15 protein-coding genes are annotated in these 16,987 nt (G+C 35.8%); 14 read left to right on the top strand and 1 reads right to left on the bottom strand.

Features of this window, described 5'->3' with window-relative positions; translation table 11 throughout:
• The first annotated feature begins 57 nt into the window (after positions 1-57).
• The 13 genes from EKL95_RS10740 (at position 58) to trpA (ending at position 12,039) form a co-directional block, all read left to right on the top strand.
• A complete protein-coding gene (locus EKL95_RS10740; RefSeq protein ID WP_126463020.1) occupies positions 58-1,473 on the top strand; it encodes an MBL fold metallo-hydrolase in 1,416 nt (471 codons plus the stop codon).
• Between the two features lie 59 nt (positions 1,474-1,532).
• Entirely contained in the window at positions 1,533-2,369 is an 837-nt protein-coding gene (locus EKL95_RS10735) for a methyltransferase domain-containing protein (protein ID WP_126553565.1), read from the top strand.
• Positions 2,370-2,582: 213 nt separating this feature from the next.
• Positions 2,583-3,038: a MarR family winged helix-turn-helix transcriptional regulator gene (locus tag EKL95_RS10730; RefSeq protein WP_126463024.1), complete on the top strand. Its 456-nt coding sequence runs from the start codon at positions 2,583-2,585 to the stop codon at positions 3,036-3,038.
• A 14-nt stretch (positions 3,039-3,052) separates the two neighbouring features.
• A complete protein-coding gene (locus tag EKL95_RS10725) occupies positions 3,053-3,685 on the top strand; it encodes an NAD(P)H-dependent oxidoreductase (RefSeq protein WP_126553562.1) in 633 nt (210 codons plus the stop codon).
• 35 nt (positions 3,686-3,720) lie between these two features.
• On the top strand, positions 3,721-4,290 hold the full coding sequence (locus tag EKL95_RS10720; protein WP_126564209.1) for a YceI family protein: 570 nt from the start codon (positions 3,721-3,723) through the stop codon (positions 4,288-4,290).
• A 348-nt stretch (positions 4,291-4,638) separates the two neighbouring features.
• Positions 4,639-6,039: an anthranilate synthase component I family protein gene (locus EKL95_RS10715; RefSeq protein ID WP_126452555.1), complete on the top strand. Its 1,401-nt coding sequence runs from the start codon at positions 4,639-4,641 to the stop codon at positions 6,037-6,039.
• A gap of 154 nt (positions 6,040-6,193) precedes the next feature.
• On the top strand, positions 6,194-6,760 hold the full coding sequence (locus EKL95_RS10710; protein ID WP_126463032.1) for an anthranilate synthase component II: 567 nt from the start codon (positions 6,194-6,196) through the stop codon (positions 6,758-6,760).
• Positions 6,761-6,833: 73 nt separating this feature from the next.
• Entirely contained in the window at positions 6,834-7,826 is a 993-nt protein-coding gene (gene trpD / locus EKL95_RS10705; RefSeq protein WP_126463034.1) for an anthranilate phosphoribosyltransferase, read from the top strand.
• 87 nt (positions 7,827-7,913) lie between these two features.
• Positions 7,914-8,693: an indole-3-glycerol phosphate synthase TrpC gene (gene trpC / locus EKL95_RS10700; protein ID WP_126564208.1), complete on the top strand. Its 780-nt coding sequence runs from the start codon at positions 7,914-7,916 to the stop codon at positions 8,691-8,693.
• 57 nt (positions 8,694-8,750) lie between these two features.
• Positions 8,751-9,452 carry a phosphoribosylanthranilate isomerase gene (locus tag EKL95_RS10695; RefSeq protein WP_410503656.1) on the top strand — a complete coding sequence of 234 codons (702 nt, stop codon included), beginning with the start codon at positions 8,751-8,753 and terminating at the stop codon, positions 9,450-9,452.
• 4 nt (positions 9,453-9,456) lie between these two features.
• Entirely contained in the window at positions 9,457-10,638 is a 1,182-nt protein-coding gene (trpB, locus tag EKL95_RS10690; protein WP_126463038.1) for a tryptophan synthase subunit beta, read from the top strand.
• A gap of 258 nt (positions 10,639-10,896) precedes the next feature.
• Positions 10,897-11,217, top strand: coding sequence for a gamma-glutamylcyclotransferase family protein (locus EKL95_RS10685; RefSeq protein WP_126463040.1), 321 nt, complete (start codon positions 10,897-10,899; stop codon positions 11,215-11,217).
• Between the two features lie 60 nt (positions 11,218-11,277).
• Positions 11,278-12,039, top strand: a complete 762-nt coding sequence (trpA, locus tag EKL95_RS10680) for a tryptophan synthase subunit alpha (RefSeq protein WP_126553553.1) — start codon at positions 11,278-11,280, stop codon at positions 12,037-12,039.
• Positions 12,040-12,602: 563 nt separating this feature from the next.
• Here the strand turns inward: trpA and EKL95_RS10675 are convergent.
• Positions 12,603-15,251 carry a TonB-dependent receptor gene (locus tag EKL95_RS10675; protein ID WP_126553551.1) on the bottom strand — a complete coding sequence of 883 codons (2,649 nt, stop codon included), beginning with the start codon at positions 15,249-15,251 and terminating at the stop codon, positions 12,603-12,605.
• Positions 15,252-15,548: 297 nt separating this feature from the next.
• Between EKL95_RS10675 and ychF the strand changes: the two genes are divergently transcribed.
• Entirely contained in the window at positions 15,549-16,643 is a 1,095-nt protein-coding gene (gene ychF, locus EKL95_RS10670) for a redox-regulated ATPase YchF (protein WP_126564257.1), read from the top strand.
• Positions 16,644-16,987 lie beyond the last annotated feature (344 nt).

The following is a 16,987-nucleotide window of genomic DNA, read 5'->3' as shown; positions in this document are numbered from 1 at the left end:
ACCGTTTATCCTAAAAAACAGAAGTACATTTATACCATAAATTAAAAAAACGCAATCATGCAAATCGAACAAATATATACCGGATGTTTAGCACAAGGCGCCTATTATATCACATCAAATGGAGAAGCAGCCATTATTGACCCGTTACGGGAAACCCAGCCCTATCTGGATCGATTAGAACGAGATGGTGTGCAATTAAAATACATTTTTGAAACTCATTTTCACGCTGATTTTGTTTCCGGTCACATAGATTTAAGCCGTCAAACTGGTGCTCCTATTGTTTATGGCCCAAATGCAACATGTGAATTTGAATGCATTTCTGCAAATGACGGACAGGAATTCAGCATTGGAAACATCAAAATAAAAGTACTACACACGCCGGGACATACCATGGAAAGCACCACTTTTTTATTGATAAACGAAAACGGAAAAAACCATGCCATTTTCTCCGGTGACACCTTGTTCATTGGTGATGTGGGAAGACCGGATTTAGCCCAAAAAGCGGCACACATGACCCAGGAACAGCTGGCCACAACTTTATTTCATTCTTTACGAACAAAGATTATGACCTTGGCAGACGACGTCATCGTATATCCTGCTCACGGTGCAGGAAGTGCCTGTGGAAAAAACATGAGCAAGGAAACCGTTTCGACCATTGGCGACCAAAAAGCGACCAATTATGCGTTGCGTGCGAATATGACGGAAGCTGAATTTGTTCATGAAGTCACGGAAGGTTTATTGCCTCCGCCAGCTTATTTTGGTATGAATGTGGCAATGAACAAAAAAGGATATGAAAGTTTTGAAAACGTTTTGAATCTGGGAATGCGTGCGCTTTCCCCTTCTGAATTTGAAGTAGCCGCTGAAGAAACCGGAGCTTTATTATTGGACACTCGGAAAAATGGGGAATTTGCCAAAGGATTTATTCCGCAATCCATAAACATTGGTATCGATGGTGATTTTGCTCCTTGGGTAGGCACTTTAATTGCCAATGTGCAACAACCCATCCTGATTGTTTGTGAACCGGGACAAGAGGAAGAAACCGTTACGCGTTTGAGCCGTGTGGGTTTTGACAACTTAATGGGGCATCTGGCTGGTGGTTTTGATACCTGGGCAAAAGCAGGAAAAGAAATGGATACCGTACATAGAATTACTGCAGAACAATTTGCCAAGGAAGTAAAAATTGGCCAAAGCAAAGTAATCGACATTCGGAAAGAAAGTGAATACTCCGCAGAGCATGTTGAGGAGTCCTACAGCAAGCCATTAGCAGCTATTAATGAATGGATCAAAGACATAAATCCTAAAGCCCATTTTTACCTGCATTGTGCCGGTGGATACCGCAGTATGATTGCGGCTTCAATACTGGAAGCGCGGGGTTTTAGAAATTTTACTGAAATTGAAGGCGGTTTTAATGCTATTGCAAAAACGACTGCTCCTAAAACAGATTTCGTTTGCCAAAGCAAAATTTTGAAATAAAAATAATTTCAATGACAACGGCTGTTTCAAAGTAATGGCTATTTCAAAAAAAAAAAATTATGGAGCATCTAAAATGTTGTGTCATTTCTAACAACGAACCGCTGGACCAAGCCTATTGGGAAACACAATACAAAACCAAAACAACCGGTTGGGATTTAGGCCAAGTATCTCCGCCCTTACAAAGGTATATCAATACTATAACTACTAAAAACAGTCGTGTTTTGATTCCCGGTTGTGGCAACAGCTACGAAGCGGAATATCTTCTGGAGCATGGATTTACAAATGTTACCGTTATTGATATTGCTCCAACACCTGTTAGAGCTTTAAAAGAAAAATTTAAAAACAACCCTTCTATTAAGATTGTTTTAGGCGATTTCTTTGCATATCAGGGAAAGTATGATTTGATTATTGAGCAAACTTTTTTCTGCGCTTTGCCTCCTACAATGCGCCAGAAATACGTTTGGAAAATGCATCAACTCTTGGCTGAAGAAGGAATTCTGGCGGGATTATTATTCAATAGAACGTTTGAATCCGGACCTCCTTTTGGCGGAAACAAAGAAGAATATGAACTGATTTTCAAAGGTGCTTTTGACTTTTTGAAAATAGATGTGTCTAAAGATTCAATTGCACCAAGAGCAAATTCAGAGTTGTTTATCGAATTAAAAAAAAACAGTCAGGTTGTTGTGAATTTATATGAGCTGGAAGGCATTACAGATAGCGACTGTATGGAAAAACTTATAGAAAAACTACTGGCAATTAACGGTGTTTTAAATGTAAGCATCAGCAGTAATTTTGCCGATGTACTACTTGTGAGTAAAAAGGAAATTACAACCGAAACATTACAGGAAGTGACTGCTTATGACGAAAAGTACGCTATCAAAAAAATAAAGAACTAAATTCAGATTCCTTTTTTAGAGACAAAAAATGAAAACATTATTTACAAATTGGCATATTATGCGCTGGGTGCGGCTAGTGTTTGCCTTATTTTTATTTGCACAAACCAGTATCCTGTATAGCACTTAAAAAATAATTAACAAAAAAAATCAACATTTGTATATACAACTATAAAAAGTGTTACATTTGTACCAACAAATTACATATATACAAATATGAAAATTGAAGAAATTTTAAAAACAACTATACCAATGGATAATTCAAAAAAAATTATCCTTAATGTGTTGTACACACAAAATGTAATTACAGAAAACTTTAATGAATTATTAAAACCTCACGAAATATCAGGAGAACAATACAATGTACTTCGAATATTAAGAGGGCAAAAAGGAAATCCTGCAAATATGTGGGCTATTCAGGAGCGAATGTTAGCCAAGACCAGCAACACCACCCGATTAGTTGACAAACTACTATTGAAAGAGTTTGTCACTCGAAAAGTGTGTCCTGAAAACAGACGTAAAATAGAAGTTCTGATTACACAAAAAGGATTAGATGTTCTAGCAGTATTAGATCCTAAAGTTATAGCGCACGAACGGTTTTTCTCAAAAAATTTGAGTGCAGAGGAAATCATTCAATTAAATCAATTATTAGAAAAATACAGAAACCAATAAATAGTATATACAATATGAACACCTTTTTAGATCACCAAAATTGGAGATACGCCACCAAAAAATTTGACGCCACCAAGAAAATATCCAATGAAGATTTAAACATTCTAAAAGAAGCAATCCGTTTAAGTTCTTCTTCCTACGGATTGCAACCTTACAAAGTCATAATTGTTGAAAATCCTGAATTAAGAGCTAAAATTAGACCATCGGCCTGGGGACAATCACAAATTGTAGAGGCATCACACTTAATTATCTTTGCTAATGAAATTAACTTTGGCACAACTGGAATCGATAATTATTTTAAAAACACCAGTGAAACCAGACAAATTCCTTTAGAAAGTATGAAGGGATATCAAGAGCTGGTAATCAAAAACATTACGTCTCTTTCCGAAGAAATGCGAAATATCTGGACGGCAAAACAAACGTATTTAGCTTTAGGAAATTTATTGAACGCCGCTGCTGAACTTAAAATTGATGCTACACCTATGGAAGGTTTTGTTCCCGCCGAGGTTAATGAAATATTAGGTCTGGACAAATTAGGATTAAATGCCACTTTAATAGCAACTATTGGCTACAGACACGAGGAAGATGCAACACAACACAACAAAAAAGTTAGAAAATCAAACGAAGAATTATTTATCACATTATAATTATTAATCAAATTCAAATTTAAACACTCAAACACATGAAAAAATTCAAATCAATCGCATTAGCATTAGTAGTAGTTTTATCTGCGGTATCTGTAACAGCCCAAACTAAAAAAGTTGATGTTGCAAAAAGCACCATCAACTGGACAGGAAAAAAAGTAACGGGACAACATGAAGGAACAATCAACCTGAAAGATGGCGCATTAGTTTTTAAAGGAAAAAAATTAGTTGGCGGTACCTTCAACGTAGACATGAGCTCACTTTTGGCAACAGATTTAAAAGCAGGTCAAGGCAAAGAAAAATTAGAAGGCCACTTGAAATCAGAAGATTTTTTTGGAACTGAAAAATTTGCAACAGCAACTCTAGTATTCAAAAAACTAGTAACTAAAGCGCCTAATGTGTATACAGTAACTGGAGATTTAACAATTAAAGGAATTACGAAACCAGTTACTTTTGATTTAACCACAACCGCAAATACAGCTTCAAGTACTGTAATAATTGATAGAACAAAATATGATATCAAATACGGTTCCGGAAGTTTCTTTGACAACCTTGGAGACAAAGCAATCTCAGACGAATTTACTTTAGCTGTTGCTTTGAAATTCTAAATTTCAGTACATTTTGTTTTCAAACCCCAACAAGCAATTGTTGGGGTTTTATTTTTAATAATTCTAGCCTGCATATTTATTTAACAAAAAAACTTTACCTTTCAACTTATTTAACGCCTAATGTTTTTGAAAAATCAAATTTCATTTCTATCTTTGTAACATGAAAACAATTTTAAACAATACTTGGTGGTGGTACAATTTACGTCAGTCGTCGTGAACTAAGCTCCTATAGTATTATTAAAACTATAAATATAAAAGGCTTGTCATCACGACAGGCCTTTTTTTGTTTCAAATTATAAATTAGAACGCACAGGATACATCCTGTTGCTATCAAATAATAAAAACATAATGAAAACTTTGATATTAAATACCAAATACAAACAAATCCTGGCAGATACGATAACTCCTGTCAGCGTATATCTCAAAATTCGTGATAAATTCCCAAATAGTTTACTACTGGAAAGCAGCGACTATCATGGTAATGACAACAGTTTCTCCTATATTTGTTGTAATCCGATTGCTTCCATAAAAATAGAAAATGAAATCATCTACAAAACATTTCCTGATGGGAGTTTTGAGAAAATTGAAATTGATGCCAACACCAATATCCCGCAAGTAATTCAAGAATTTTCAGGTCAATTCAAATCCGAGAAAAACGATTTTAAATTCATCAATAATGGACTTTTTGGATATATTTCGTACGATGCTGTTCGTTACTTTGAAAAAGTGTCTATTGCCAAAAAAGAAAATAGCAATACCATTCCTGATGTGTATTATGCCGTGTACCAAAACATAATTGCTATTAATCATTTCAAGAATGAGGCCTATATTTTTTGTCATAGTTTAGATGGTAAAAACAACATTTCAGAAATTGAACAATTATTACAATCCCGAAATATTGCTTCTTATAAATTTTCGAAACAAGGAGACGGATTTTCAAATTTAACCGACGAAGAATTCAAACATAATGTGGCTTTAGCCAAAAAACATTGCTTTAGAGGTGATGTGTTCCAATTGGTTTTGTCCAGACGATTTACACAAGGGTTCAAGGGCGATGAATTCAATGTATATAGAGCATTGAGAAGCATTAATCCTTCGCCTTATTTATTCTTTTTTGATTACGGTGATTTCAAAATATTTGGTTCTTCGCCCGAAGCCCAAATTATTGTTAAAGACCGTAAAGCTGAAATTCATCCTATTGCAGGAACTTTTAAAAGAACGGGAGATGATGAAAAAGATGCCATTCTTGCCAAAGAGCTATCCATTGATAAAAAAGAAAATAGTGAACATGTGATGTTGGTGGATTTAGCCCGAAATGATTTGAGCCGCAACGGTCATAATGTGAATGTAGAGAAATACAGGGAGGTGCAGTTTTTCTCACATGTCATTCACTTAGTTTCAAAAGTAACCGGACATTTACATGAAAAAGCTTCTACAATGCAGGTTGTAGCCGATACTTTTCCAGCTGGAACATTGAGTGGCGCTCCCAAACACAGAGCCATGCAACTGATTGAGGAGTATGAAAAAACAAATCGTAATTTTTATGGTGGTGCTATAGGTTTTATGGATTTTGAAGGCAATTTTAATCATGCGATTATGATTCGGACTTTCCTTAGTAAAAACCATCAATTGCATTCTCAAGCCGGCGCCGGAATTGTAGCCAGTTCAGATGAAGAAAGCGAAATGCAGGAAGTATATAATAAATTGAGGGCCTTAAATGCCGCTTTGGATTTAGCAGAAACAATATAAATCCCCTCCCCAACCCTCCCCGAAGGGAAGGGAAGGAAAGGGAGCCAAATGTAAAAAAATTAGCAACTTATGAAGTTGTAAATAAAAATAACAATTAAAAAACCTATTTACCCCAATAGGTACTCCCCTCCTTCGGAGGGGTTGGGGGAGGAAAATGAAAAAAATACTAGTTATAGATAATTACGATAGTTTCACTTACAATTTAGTGCATTATCTGGAAGATTTAGATTGCGAAGTAACCGTTTATAGAAACGATGAATTTGATATTGATGAAATTGCCGTTTTCGATAAAATTCTTCTTTCGCCGGGACCCGGAATTCCGGATGAAGCGGGGTTACTCAAAGCAGTGATTCAAAAATATGGCCCTACAAAAAGTATTTTTGGGGTATGTTTAGGCCAACAAGCAATAGGTGAAGTCTACGGTGGGTCACTTTCTAATTTAGAAAAAGTCTACCACGGTGTGGCCACTAATGTAAAAACTGTTGTTGATGATGAGCTTTTATTTGAAGGGTTAGGAAAGGAATTTGAAGTAGGGCGGTACCATTCTTGGGTAGTTAATGCCAATTTACCGGATGTTCTAGAGGCAACTTCCTTTGATGAAAACGGGCAGGTAATGTCATTGCGCCACAAAACATACGATGTCCGTGGTGTACAATTTCATCCCGAAAGTGTGTTGACTCCAAATGGGAAAAAGATATTGGAGAATTGGGTTAAAAATTAGTCATAAAGTCAAATATCACAAAGTCGAAAGACTTTAAGACTTTAAGACTTTAAACTTTAAGACATATATAAAAATGAAAAATATATTAAACCGATTAATCAACCACGAAATGCTTTCGAAAGAAGAAGCAAAAAACGTATTAGTTAATATCTCCTACGGAAGTTACAACACCAGTCAGATAGCTGCTTTCCTTACCGTGTATATGATGCGAAGCATCAGCATTGAAGAGTTAGCCGGTTTTCGTGAAGCATTATTAGAACTGTGCATTCGTGTGGATTTATCCGCCTACAATACCATTGATTTATGTGGCACTGGTGGTGACGGGAAAGACACATTCAATATTTCAACTCTGGCTTCTTTTGTAGTTGCCGGAGCCGGAATAAGAGTAGCTAAACATGGTAATTACGGAGTATCCTCTATTTCTGGCTCGAGTAATGTTATGGAAAAACTGGGAATCAAATTCAGCAACGATGCTGATTTTCTGGAAAAATGCATCGATAAAGCAGGGATTTGTATATTACATGCGCCCTTATTTCACCCCGCTATGAAAAATGTGGGACCTATTCGAAAAGAATTAGGGGTAAAAACTTTTTTCAATATGTTAGGACCAATGGTAAATCCATCGTTCCCAAAAAATCAATTGGTTGGTGTTTTCAATTTAGAAATGGCCAGAATGTATGCGTATTTATATCAAAATACTGATGTGAACTTTACCATCCTGCATTCGCTTGACGGCTATGATGAAGTGTCCTTGACGGGACCTACAAAAACGATTACCAGCTCCATGGAAGGCATGATAAATCCGGAAGATTTTGGTGTTCGCCTTTTGCTGCAAAGCGAAATCGAAGGAGGGAAAACTATAGAGCAATCTGCTCAAATGTTTACTGATATCATTTCCGGAAAAGGAACTGAAGCACAAAATAATGTGATTTGTGCCAATGCGGCCATGGCAATTGCGACTGTTACAAAATGTTCTCCTTTAGAAGGATTTCAAATAGCGAAAGAAAGTTTATTATCCGGTAAAGGACTTGTAGCTTTGAAGAAATTGAAAGATTTAAGTAAATAAAAATAGTTTGAAGTTCAAGGTTTAAAGTTGTTTGCATTTCGAACAACTTTAAACCTTGAACAAAGAAAACTTTAAACAAAAAAATAAATGAATATTTTAGATAAAATCATAGTTGACAAAAAAAGAGAAGTCATTCTCAAGAAATCTATCATACCTGTTACACAATTGGAAGCTTCCGTTTTCTTTGAAAAAAAAACTATTTCTTTGAGTGATAATTTACGAAACAGTACATCCGGAATTATTGCGGAGCACAAACGCCGTTCGCCTTCCAAAGCAGCAATAAATTATAGTTTTACTGTTGAAGAAGTAACCAAAGGCTATGAAAATGCTGGGGCTTGCGGAATTTCAGTATTGACAGATGGAAAATATTTTGGTGGTTCTTTAGACGATTTACTTTTGGCAAGAGCCACAGTAAATATACCATTATTGAGAAAAGAATTCATTGTTGATGACTATCAAATATTGGAAGCCAAAGCATACGGAGCCGATTTAATTCTACTTATCGCAGCAATTTTAACCAGAGAAGAAATCAAATCCTTGTCTGAATTTGCCAAAAGTTTAGGACTAGAAGTTTTACTGGAGGTACACAATCAAGAGGAACTGGAAAAATCGATTATGCCTACCTTAGATATGATTGGTGTAAACAATCGCAATCTAAAAACATTCGAAGTGAGTTTGGATTTCAGCAAGCAATTAGCAGCGCAAATCCCAAATGATTTTGTAAAAATTTCCGAAAGTGGGATTTCATCAGTTGAAGCGATTAAGGAATTAAAACCATTCGGATATAAAGGATTCCTGATTGGAGAAAACTTTATGAAAACTGCTAATGCAGGTAAAGCTGCAACCGAATTTATCAGCCAACTATAAAACAACCCTGTTAAGGTTCAAAACTCTAAAAGGATTGAATTAAAAAAAAAACTGGAAATGAAAAAACAAACAGACCATCAAGACGCTTCGGCTCCCTCCTCTTCGAGGTGGGCTGGGGTGGGGATAAAAATTTGCGGCATGAAATATCCCGATAATATAATCGAAATAGGGTCGCTTCTACCCGATTATATGGGATTTATATTCTGGGAGAAATCGGCTCGATATTTTGATGGTGTGATTCCAAATTTACCAAAATCAATTAAAAAAGTAGGCGTTTTTGTCAATGAAAGGACCGAAGTTATTTTGGCGAAAACCAATAAACACGATTTGCAGGCCATTCAATTGCACGGTCACGAATCCGTTGCCTTTTGCCAGGAATTAAAAAATAAAATTGATCGTAAAATTGATATTATAAAAGTATTCTCTGTTGATGATTCTTTTGATTTTGAGGAACTAAAACCGTTTGAAACCGTTTGTGATTATTTTCTTTTTGATACCAAAGGAAAATTACCCGGAGGCAACGGAACCACATTCAATTGGAAAGTATTAGAAAAGTATCCCTCAAGCAAACCGTTTTTCTTGAGTGGTGGAATCGGAATTGATGAAATGAGCGCTATAAATGAAATTTCGAAAACCAATTTACCGCTTTACACCATTGATGTAAACAGTAAATTTGAGATAGAACCCGGTTTAAAAAACATACAATTGTGTAAAGACGCACTGCAGTACGTCTCTACAGATAATAAAATAAAAAAATAAAACTATGTCATACAACGTTAACGAAAAAGGCTATTACGGAGAATTTGGAGGCGCCTTCATTCCTGAAATGTTATATCCAAATGTGGAAGAATTACGTCAAAATTATTTAAAAATTACAGCTGAGCCTGAATTTCAGGCTGAATTTGATGCCTTGCTTAAAGAGTATGTTGGTCGCCCTACGCCTCTTTATTTTGCAAAACGGTTATCAGAACAATACAACACTAAAATCTACCTAAAAAGAGAAGATTTATGTCATACTGGCGCGCATAAAGTGAACAACACCATTGGACAAATTTTATTAGCCAAACGTTTGGGTAAAAAACGTATCATTGCCGAAACCGGTGCCGGGCAACATGGCGTAGCAACAGCAACTGTTTGTGCGTTAATGGGACTGGAATGCATCGTGTATATGGGTGAAATTGACATCAAACGTCAAGCGCCAAATGTAGCTCGTATGAAAATGTTGGGTGCCGAAGTGCGTCCGGCGCTTTCAGGATCAAAAACCTTAAAAGATGCCACAAACGAAGCCATTCGCGACTGGATTAACAATCCTGTAGACACCTATTATATCATTGGATCCGTCGTAGGACCACACCCTTATCCGGATATGGTGGCGCGTTTCCAAAGTGTTATTTCTAAGGAAATTAAAGAACAATTATTGGAAAAAGAAGGTCGTGAAAACCCTGACTATGTGATTGCCTGTGTAGGTGGTGGTAGCAATGCTGCCGGAGCCTATTATCATTTTCTGGATAATGAAGACGTGACTATTATTGCGGTCGAAGCAGCAGGATTAGGAGTCGATTCAGGCGAAAGTGCTGCTACATCGGCATTAGGGAAAGTAGGCGTTATTCACGGTAGTAAAACCTTGTTGATGCAAACTCCTGATGGTCAAATCACCGAGCCATATTCCATCTCGGCAGGATTGGATTATCCAGGCGTAGGTCCTATGCACGCTAATTTATTCGCTACTGGCAGAGCACAATTCATCTCCATAACGGATGATCAAGCCATGCAATGGGGGTTAAAATTATCCCAAATGGAAGGACTGATCCCCGCTATCGAAAGTGCGCATGCCTTTGCCGTTCTCGACCAAATGAAATTCAAAGCAGATGATATTGTTGTCATCAATCTTTCCGGTCGTGGCGATAAGGATTTGAATACTTATATTGATTATTTTAAATTATAGTTGATTTGACCCTCATTTTTTTAGGGTTTATCCCGAAATTATTTCGGGGCGTTCCCTCGCTTCCACTAACGTTACTGCGAGGTCAGGATTTTCGTTGCACTCTTTTTTATCTCGTTAAAAAACGAGACGAAAAAGGATTTTCACTGCAAACGAAGTTCACTGAACTTCAATAAAAAATAAGAGTTTAGTGAAGTAATCCTTAACGCAAACCCAACAACATAAAAATGACGTTCAATTCACATTTTAAAAATAGAAACTATGGAAAAATTATTCGCTTACAGCAGCTTACAAAATGTGGACATACAAAAAGATCTTTTTGGGCGTATTCTTGAGGGAACTCCTCAAACACTAATTGGTTACATCATAAAAGAAATCCAAATTGAAGAAGAATTTGGATTAGTGCACTACCCCATTATTACCGAAACCCAAAAACCGGAAGACACCATCAACGGAATGGTGTATTCCGTTTCTTCACAAGAACTTCGCCAAACGGATTTGTACGAAGGATTGCATTACAAACGTGTTGAAGTGCATTTGCAATCCGACCAAAAAGCTTGGGCGTACAGCGCCGCTATCTAAACATTCCAATTAAAACTCCAAGGTAAAAAAGATCCTAAAATAGAATAAAAAAATACGACAATGAACCGAATAAATCAAAAACTACAAGACACTAAGAAGATCCTTTCCATCTATTTCTCGGCAGGATATCCCAACCTTAACGATACCGTACAAATCATCCAGGATTTAGAAAAAAGCGGGGTGGATATGATTGAAATAGGATTGCCGTTCAGTGATCCATTGGCTGATGGACCAACGATTCAAGCCAGTTCCACACAAGCATTGCACAACGGAATGACGACACAAGTTTTGTTTGACCAATTAAAAGACATTCGTAAAACAGTATCTATTCCTTTAGTGATTATGGGATATTTCAACCCAATGTTGCAATACGGAATCGAGAATTTCTGCCAGAAATGTGCGGAGATTGGCATTGACGGGTTAATCATTCCCGATCTTCCCGTTGACGTATATGCAGATGAATATAAATTAACTTTCGAGAAATACGGATTGAAAAATATATTCTTAATTACACCACAAACTTCTGACGAGCGCATCAACTTTATTGACAGTGTATCTGATGCATTTATTTACATGGTAAGTTCCGCGAGCGTTACAGGATCACAATCCGGTTTTGGAAGCGTTCAAGAAGACTATTTCAAACGCATTGCCAAGATGAATCTGAAAAACCCTCAAGTAATAGGTTTTGGCATCAATAACAAGGAAACCTTTAATCAAGCCACTCAATTTGCCAAAGGAGCAATTATAGGAAGCGCTTTCATTCAGCATTTAACTGAAAATGGTACCGGTAAAATCGAGGAATATATAAACGCAATTCGATAACTAATCTCTTTTATATAAAATCAAACGGCGTTTACAGTTCCTTTAAACGCCGTTTTTTTAGGATCATTTAGTTAAGTACATGACAAAAAGTAAAACAGATTGTTTTCTAAAAACTTAAATCCTGTTAAAATAAATTTTGACAAGTAATCAAATCCATATTTAAAAACGTTTACTACTCTTCTTCCATGTTTTTTTATTATTATTTGGATGTTTTCATCTAAATAGTCACCAATTTTATAACACCATACAAAAGCAATGATTGTCAAAGAAAATAGTTTCTCTAATCTTTCTAAATCGGATACATGAGTAGCCTTTTTTGTTTATATTTCAAAAAGGAGAACCCTGTGGAACTACCTCTTTTTAAGGAGCAGACAAAAAAATATTTTTCACTTGATGAAAGGCCCTAAAATTGATTTTTTTGAGCTATCGTGCAACTACATAAACGTGAATTAAATACCTAAAAATCAATTTAATAAAACAAAAATAATCCTTTGTTCTATTAATTATTAGTACCAAAAAGGGCTGTCGATTGACAGCCCTTTATAATTAATTAAATACTTAAATTAGAATTTATAGTTTAATGATAAATTAAACATTGTTCCTAATTGGCTAAAGTGGTATCCATCATACGTCATTTGAGAGTAACGTTGGTTGAAAGTAACCAAATTAGACTGATTTTTTACTTGAGCTGGATCGTTTAAAATAGCTCTTCCTGCAGCGTTTTCTGCTTTGAAATTCCATTCAGGAAGCACGTTTAATAAGTTATTCACGTTTAAAGATAAAGTTAATTTATCAGTCGCTGTGAAATTAATACCTAAATCAGTAACGATTTTTGGAGTAAATTCAGTTCTTAAGTTAGCGTCCATACCATCTTGTTTGAAAATAGATTTCCCAAAGTAAGTGTTATTAAGGGAGAAACCAAATTTTCCAACTTCGTAATTCGCTCCTAAGATCCATTTTGTATTTGGTCTTGAAGTAAACGTTAATGCATCTAACGTTGCTCCAAAGTTATTACTAGCAACTGGAGAAATTCGCTCATTTTGAAAAGTTACGTTTCCAGATAAATTGAATCCAAGTTTACCAGATCCTAATATAATGTTATTGTAATTAGAAACTACATCTAAACCTGAAGTTCTAGAGTCAAATGAATTCTCAAACCAAGCTACATTACCAAATTCAGTATCCTGTCTGTCTCCTAAAACAATTCTATCTTCTACTTTAATGTTATAGTAATCTAATGTGAAATTAAAATTTTTCGTTGGTTTTGCTCCAATTCCGATAGTGATATTTGTTGATTTCTCAGCATCTAGCGGATCAATTCCTAATTTACGTGCTTGTGGTGAAACGTTATTTATAATTCCACTAACTTGAATTCCTTGTCCCGCAACGAATGAGTATTGTGATTTTTGCGTGTAAATTTGGTGTAATGTAGGTGCTCTAAATCCAGTAGAAATAGACCCTCTTAATGTAATTTTGTCATCTAAAAATTTATATCTAGAACTTAATTTCCAAACTGTTGCACCACCGAAATCGCTATAATCTTCATAACGAACAGTACCATTGATTAAGAAATCTTTGGTCACATCATAAGCAAGGTCAAAATAAGCTCCTAAATTATAACGATTCCATGATCCTGAATTTTCAGGTCGATTACCTGCAAATGAGTCAGCTCCAATTCCGTCCCAAGATGCTTTATCCCCTTCAATTACTTCGAAAGTTTCTGTTCTCATCTCAGATCCAAAACCAATACTAACTTTGTCAGATAATATTTTAGAGACATCTAAGTTTCCTACAATATGATTGAAAGCAGTCCCTCCTGGTTTGAATGATATTGGGCTGTTTTCTCTGTAAACTTGAGCACCATTTCCATCTACAATGTTAGATCTATTCTGTGAGTTGTTTACAGAATATGATTGGGTGTTACCACCTACAGTAATACTCGCGTCAGTATTCCAGTCATTTTTAGTTGATTTGTAACCTAATGTTCCGTTATAGTCATTTAAATCCCCTTCAAAAGTAGGAACATATCCTTGGTAAGAAGCTGCAGTACCGTCACCAAATAAGTCTTTCAAATAAGGTGCAGATGCTAATGTTCTCCAATATGGAGTTCTGTAGTTAGCAAATGAATTTACTTTTTTGTAAACATAAGCGGCATTGTAATACAATTGAGATGTTTCGCTTAATTCACTTCCACCATTTACTAAGAATTTTGCAGCAGCAGTTTCAGGTGAACCATTAATATTCCCTGCATCTGGTTTTTTAGCTAAAAATGCCTGAACGTCTGATAGAGAAGCCCCAAAATCTGCTGCTTCACCAGCGGCATCTACAGTCCCTGGTCTGTTAGATAAATTAACTTTCGAAAAATCAATAGTATAATTTATAAATCCTTTTTCTCCTACCGTTGTTCCATTATTTAAACTTACACCTAGCATTTCGCCGTCACCAGCAGAAGTCATTCCACTTCTTACTGTTACTGATCCGTCACGTGTTCCTTTTTTTAAGATAATATTCATTACCCCAGCAATTGCATCAGAACCGTATTGAGCCGATGCACCATCACGAAGTATTTCCACTCTTTCGATTGCATCAGTAGGAATAGCAGAGATGTCAGCACCTGTTTCACCACGTCCCGGAGAGGTTTGTACATAAAGTAAAGAACTTAAATTTTTACGTTTCCCGTTGATAAGGATTAACGTTCTACTCGGTCCCATGTTTCTAATCTCATAAGGATCTAATAATGAAGTTGCATCATTTACCGGAGTCTGAACGGTGTTGAACGATGGAATCTTGTATTGTAAAGCTTTGTCAAAAGAAGCTTGCCCTGTTGAGGCTAAATCCTTTGCAGAAATAACATCAATAGGTAATGCTGATGTGGTATTACTTCTTGGCGCAGTTCTGCTTCCAGTAACTACAACTTCATTTAGATTTTGTCCGCCTTCTTCTGATAAGACAACATTCAGCACAGCACTTGTAACTGCTTTTTCTAATTTAGCAAAACCTACATAGCTAAAAACTAAAGTAGCCCCGTCTTTAACTTTTATCTTGTATGCTCCATTCATATCAGTAGAAACCCCATTTTGAGTTCCCTTTTCAACAATGTTTACACCAGGCAAAGCATTCCCGGTGTTTTCTTTTACAACACCCGAGACTTCTTTTTGTGCAAAAAGAAACGAGATGTTTAATAGAAATAATAATAATGCAAATTTTCTCATAATAAGTTTTGTTTGATTTTTGGTTTGGTTTTAAATCGATCGCAATATAATTTTTTTTAACAAAATATTAGTAAATTTTTCGTTTTTTTATAAAAAATATTTCAGATACGTTTAATCTGAAATTTTACTTATTTAAACATTTTTAAAATCTTATCTTTGCATACTTTTAGCGGTAGCTACTAAATTTTACGTTTAGCGTGTCATTCAAAAAAAGCATTACAAAATCGTGATGAAATCTGTTCAAAAACAGCAAAAATGACGATACTATACTCCATTAAAAATAAATATTATCTACATATGAAAGCAGGAATTGTAGGATTACCAAATGTTGGAAAATCAACATTATTCAATTGTTTATCCAATGCAAAAGCGCAAAGTGCCAACTTTCCTTTTTGCACCATCGAACCCAATATAGGTGTTGTAAATGTTCCGGATTCCAGAATGGAAAAACTGGAAGAATTAGTAAAACCAGAACGCGTGCAAATGGCAACTGTCGATATCGTTGATATTGCAGGATTAGTAAAAGGAGCTAGTAAAGGGGAAGGTTTAGGAAATCAATTCCTTGGAAACATTAGAGAATGTAATGCGATCATCCATGTTTTGCGTTGTTTTGATAACGATAACATTGTTCACGTTGACGGAAATGTAAATCCTATCCGCGACAAAGAAACCATAGACATCGAGCTGCAATTGAAGGATTTGGAGAATGTTGAAAAACGCTTAGAAAAAGTAAATCGTGCCGCTAAAACGGGAAATAAAGAAGCACAAACCGAAAAAGCTCTTTTAGACCGAATCAAAGAAACATTGCTTCAGGCAAAATCAGCAAGAATAGTAATTCCTCAAAACAATGATGAAGAGGTTTTGATGGAAGCGTTTCAGTTAATTACAGCAAAACCAGTTTTATACGTCTGTAATGTTGATGAAAACTCAGCAGTAAATGGAAACAAATATGTGGATCAGGTTCGGGAATTGGTCAAAGATGAAGATGCGGAAGTAATTATTCTTTCGGTTGGTGCTGAAGCTGATATTACCGAATTAGAAAGCTACGAAGAGCGTCAGGTTTTTCTGGAAGATATGGGTTTAAGCGAACCCGGAGCCTCAGTCTTGATACGTGCAGCTTATAAATTATTGAAGCAACAAACTTATTTTACCGCAGGCGTTAAGGAAGTTCGGGCTTGGACTATAGATGTTGGGGCAACTGCGCCACAAGCTGCAGGAGTAATTCACACTGATTTCGAAAAAGGATTTATCCGCGCCGAAGTGATTGCATACGAGGATTTTGTACATTACGGTTCCGAAGCTAAATGTAAAGAAGCCGGGAAATTCAAAGTAGAAGGAAAAGAATACATCGTAAAAGATGGTGATGTGATGCATTTTAGATTCAACGTGTAAATAAGTCATAATGTCCAAAGTCATAAAGTCGAAAGTTAGTATTAGCTTTCGACTTTTTTGTACCCAATCCAGCTTTCCACTTCAAACGAAGTTCACTGAACTCCAATTAAAATAAAAGTTTAATGAAGTAATATTTCTCCAACAATCTCTTTTTTCTAAGACAAAAAAAGGAGCTTCCGCTGGTTACTCTTTTTGTCAAGAAAAAAATGAGATTGATCAGAAAAATGCTTTCCATTTCACTCTGGGGTAAAATTGATTTTGCAAATATCATATTTCATAGTTTCATCTTTGTTTTCAAAATGGGTCAATCTGTGGCTAATTATTTTGGAGCTGAACCAATTTTT

The organism is Flavobacterium sp. LB2P53 (assembly GCF_003970305.1).
Taxonomy (GTDB): Bacteria; Bacteroidota; Bacteroidia; order Flavobacteriales; family Flavobacteriaceae; genus Flavobacterium.
This window is presented reverse-complemented; position numbering and strand designations above follow the sequence as displayed.

What these genes read in the sequence shown, in the direction of transcription:
- EKL95_RS10740 (WP_126463020.1), top strand. Translation starts at nt 58, where the DNA reads ATGCAAATCGAACAAATATATACCGGATGTTTAGCACAAGGCGCCTAT.
- EKL95_RS10735 (WP_126553565.1), top strand. Translation starts at nt 1,533, where the DNA reads ATGGAGCATCTAAAATGTTGTGTCATTTCTAACAACGAACCGCTGGAC.
- EKL95_RS10730 (WP_126463024.1), top strand. Translation starts at nt 2,583, where the DNA reads ATGAAAATTGAAGAAATTTTAAAAACAACTATACCAATGGATAATTCA.
- EKL95_RS10725 (WP_126553562.1), top strand. Translation starts at nt 3,053, where the DNA reads ATGAACACCTTTTTAGATCACCAAAATTGGAGATACGCCACCAAAAAA.
- EKL95_RS10720 (WP_126564209.1), top strand. Translation starts at nt 3,721, where the DNA reads ATGAAAAAATTCAAATCAATCGCATTAGCATTAGTAGTAGTTTTATCT.
- EKL95_RS10715 (WP_126452555.1), top strand. Translation starts at nt 4,639, where the DNA reads ATGAAAACTTTGATATTAAATACCAAATACAAACAAATCCTGGCAGAT.
- EKL95_RS10710 (WP_126463032.1), top strand. Translation starts at nt 6,194, where the DNA reads ATGAAAAAAATACTAGTTATAGATAATTACGATAGTTTCACTTACAAT.
- trpD (WP_126463034.1), top strand. Translation starts at nt 6,834, where the DNA reads ATGAAAAATATATTAAACCGATTAATCAACCACGAAATGCTTTCGAAA.
- trpC (WP_126564208.1), top strand. Translation starts at nt 7,914, where the DNA reads ATGAATATTTTAGATAAAATCATAGTTGACAAAAAAAGAGAAGTCATT.
- EKL95_RS10695 (WP_410503656.1), top strand. Translation starts at nt 8,751, where the DNA reads ATGAAAAAACAAACAGACCATCAAGACGCTTCGGCTCCCTCCTCTTCG.
- trpB (WP_126463038.1), top strand. Translation starts at nt 9,457, where the DNA reads ATGTCATACAACGTTAACGAAAAAGGCTATTACGGAGAATTTGGAGGC.
- EKL95_RS10685 (WP_126463040.1), top strand. Translation starts at nt 10,897, where the DNA reads ATGGAAAAATTATTCGCTTACAGCAGCTTACAAAATGTGGACATACAA.
- trpA (WP_126553553.1), top strand. Translation starts at nt 11,278, where the DNA reads ATGAACCGAATAAATCAAAAACTACAAGACACTAAGAAGATCCTTTCC.
- EKL95_RS10675 (WP_126553551.1), bottom strand. Translation starts at nt 15,251, where the DNA reads ATGAGAAAATTTGCATTATTATTATTTCTATTAAACATCTCGTTTCTT.
- ychF (WP_126564257.1), top strand. Translation starts at nt 15,549, where the DNA reads ATGAAAGCAGGAATTGTAGGATTACCAAATGTTGGAAAATCAACATTA.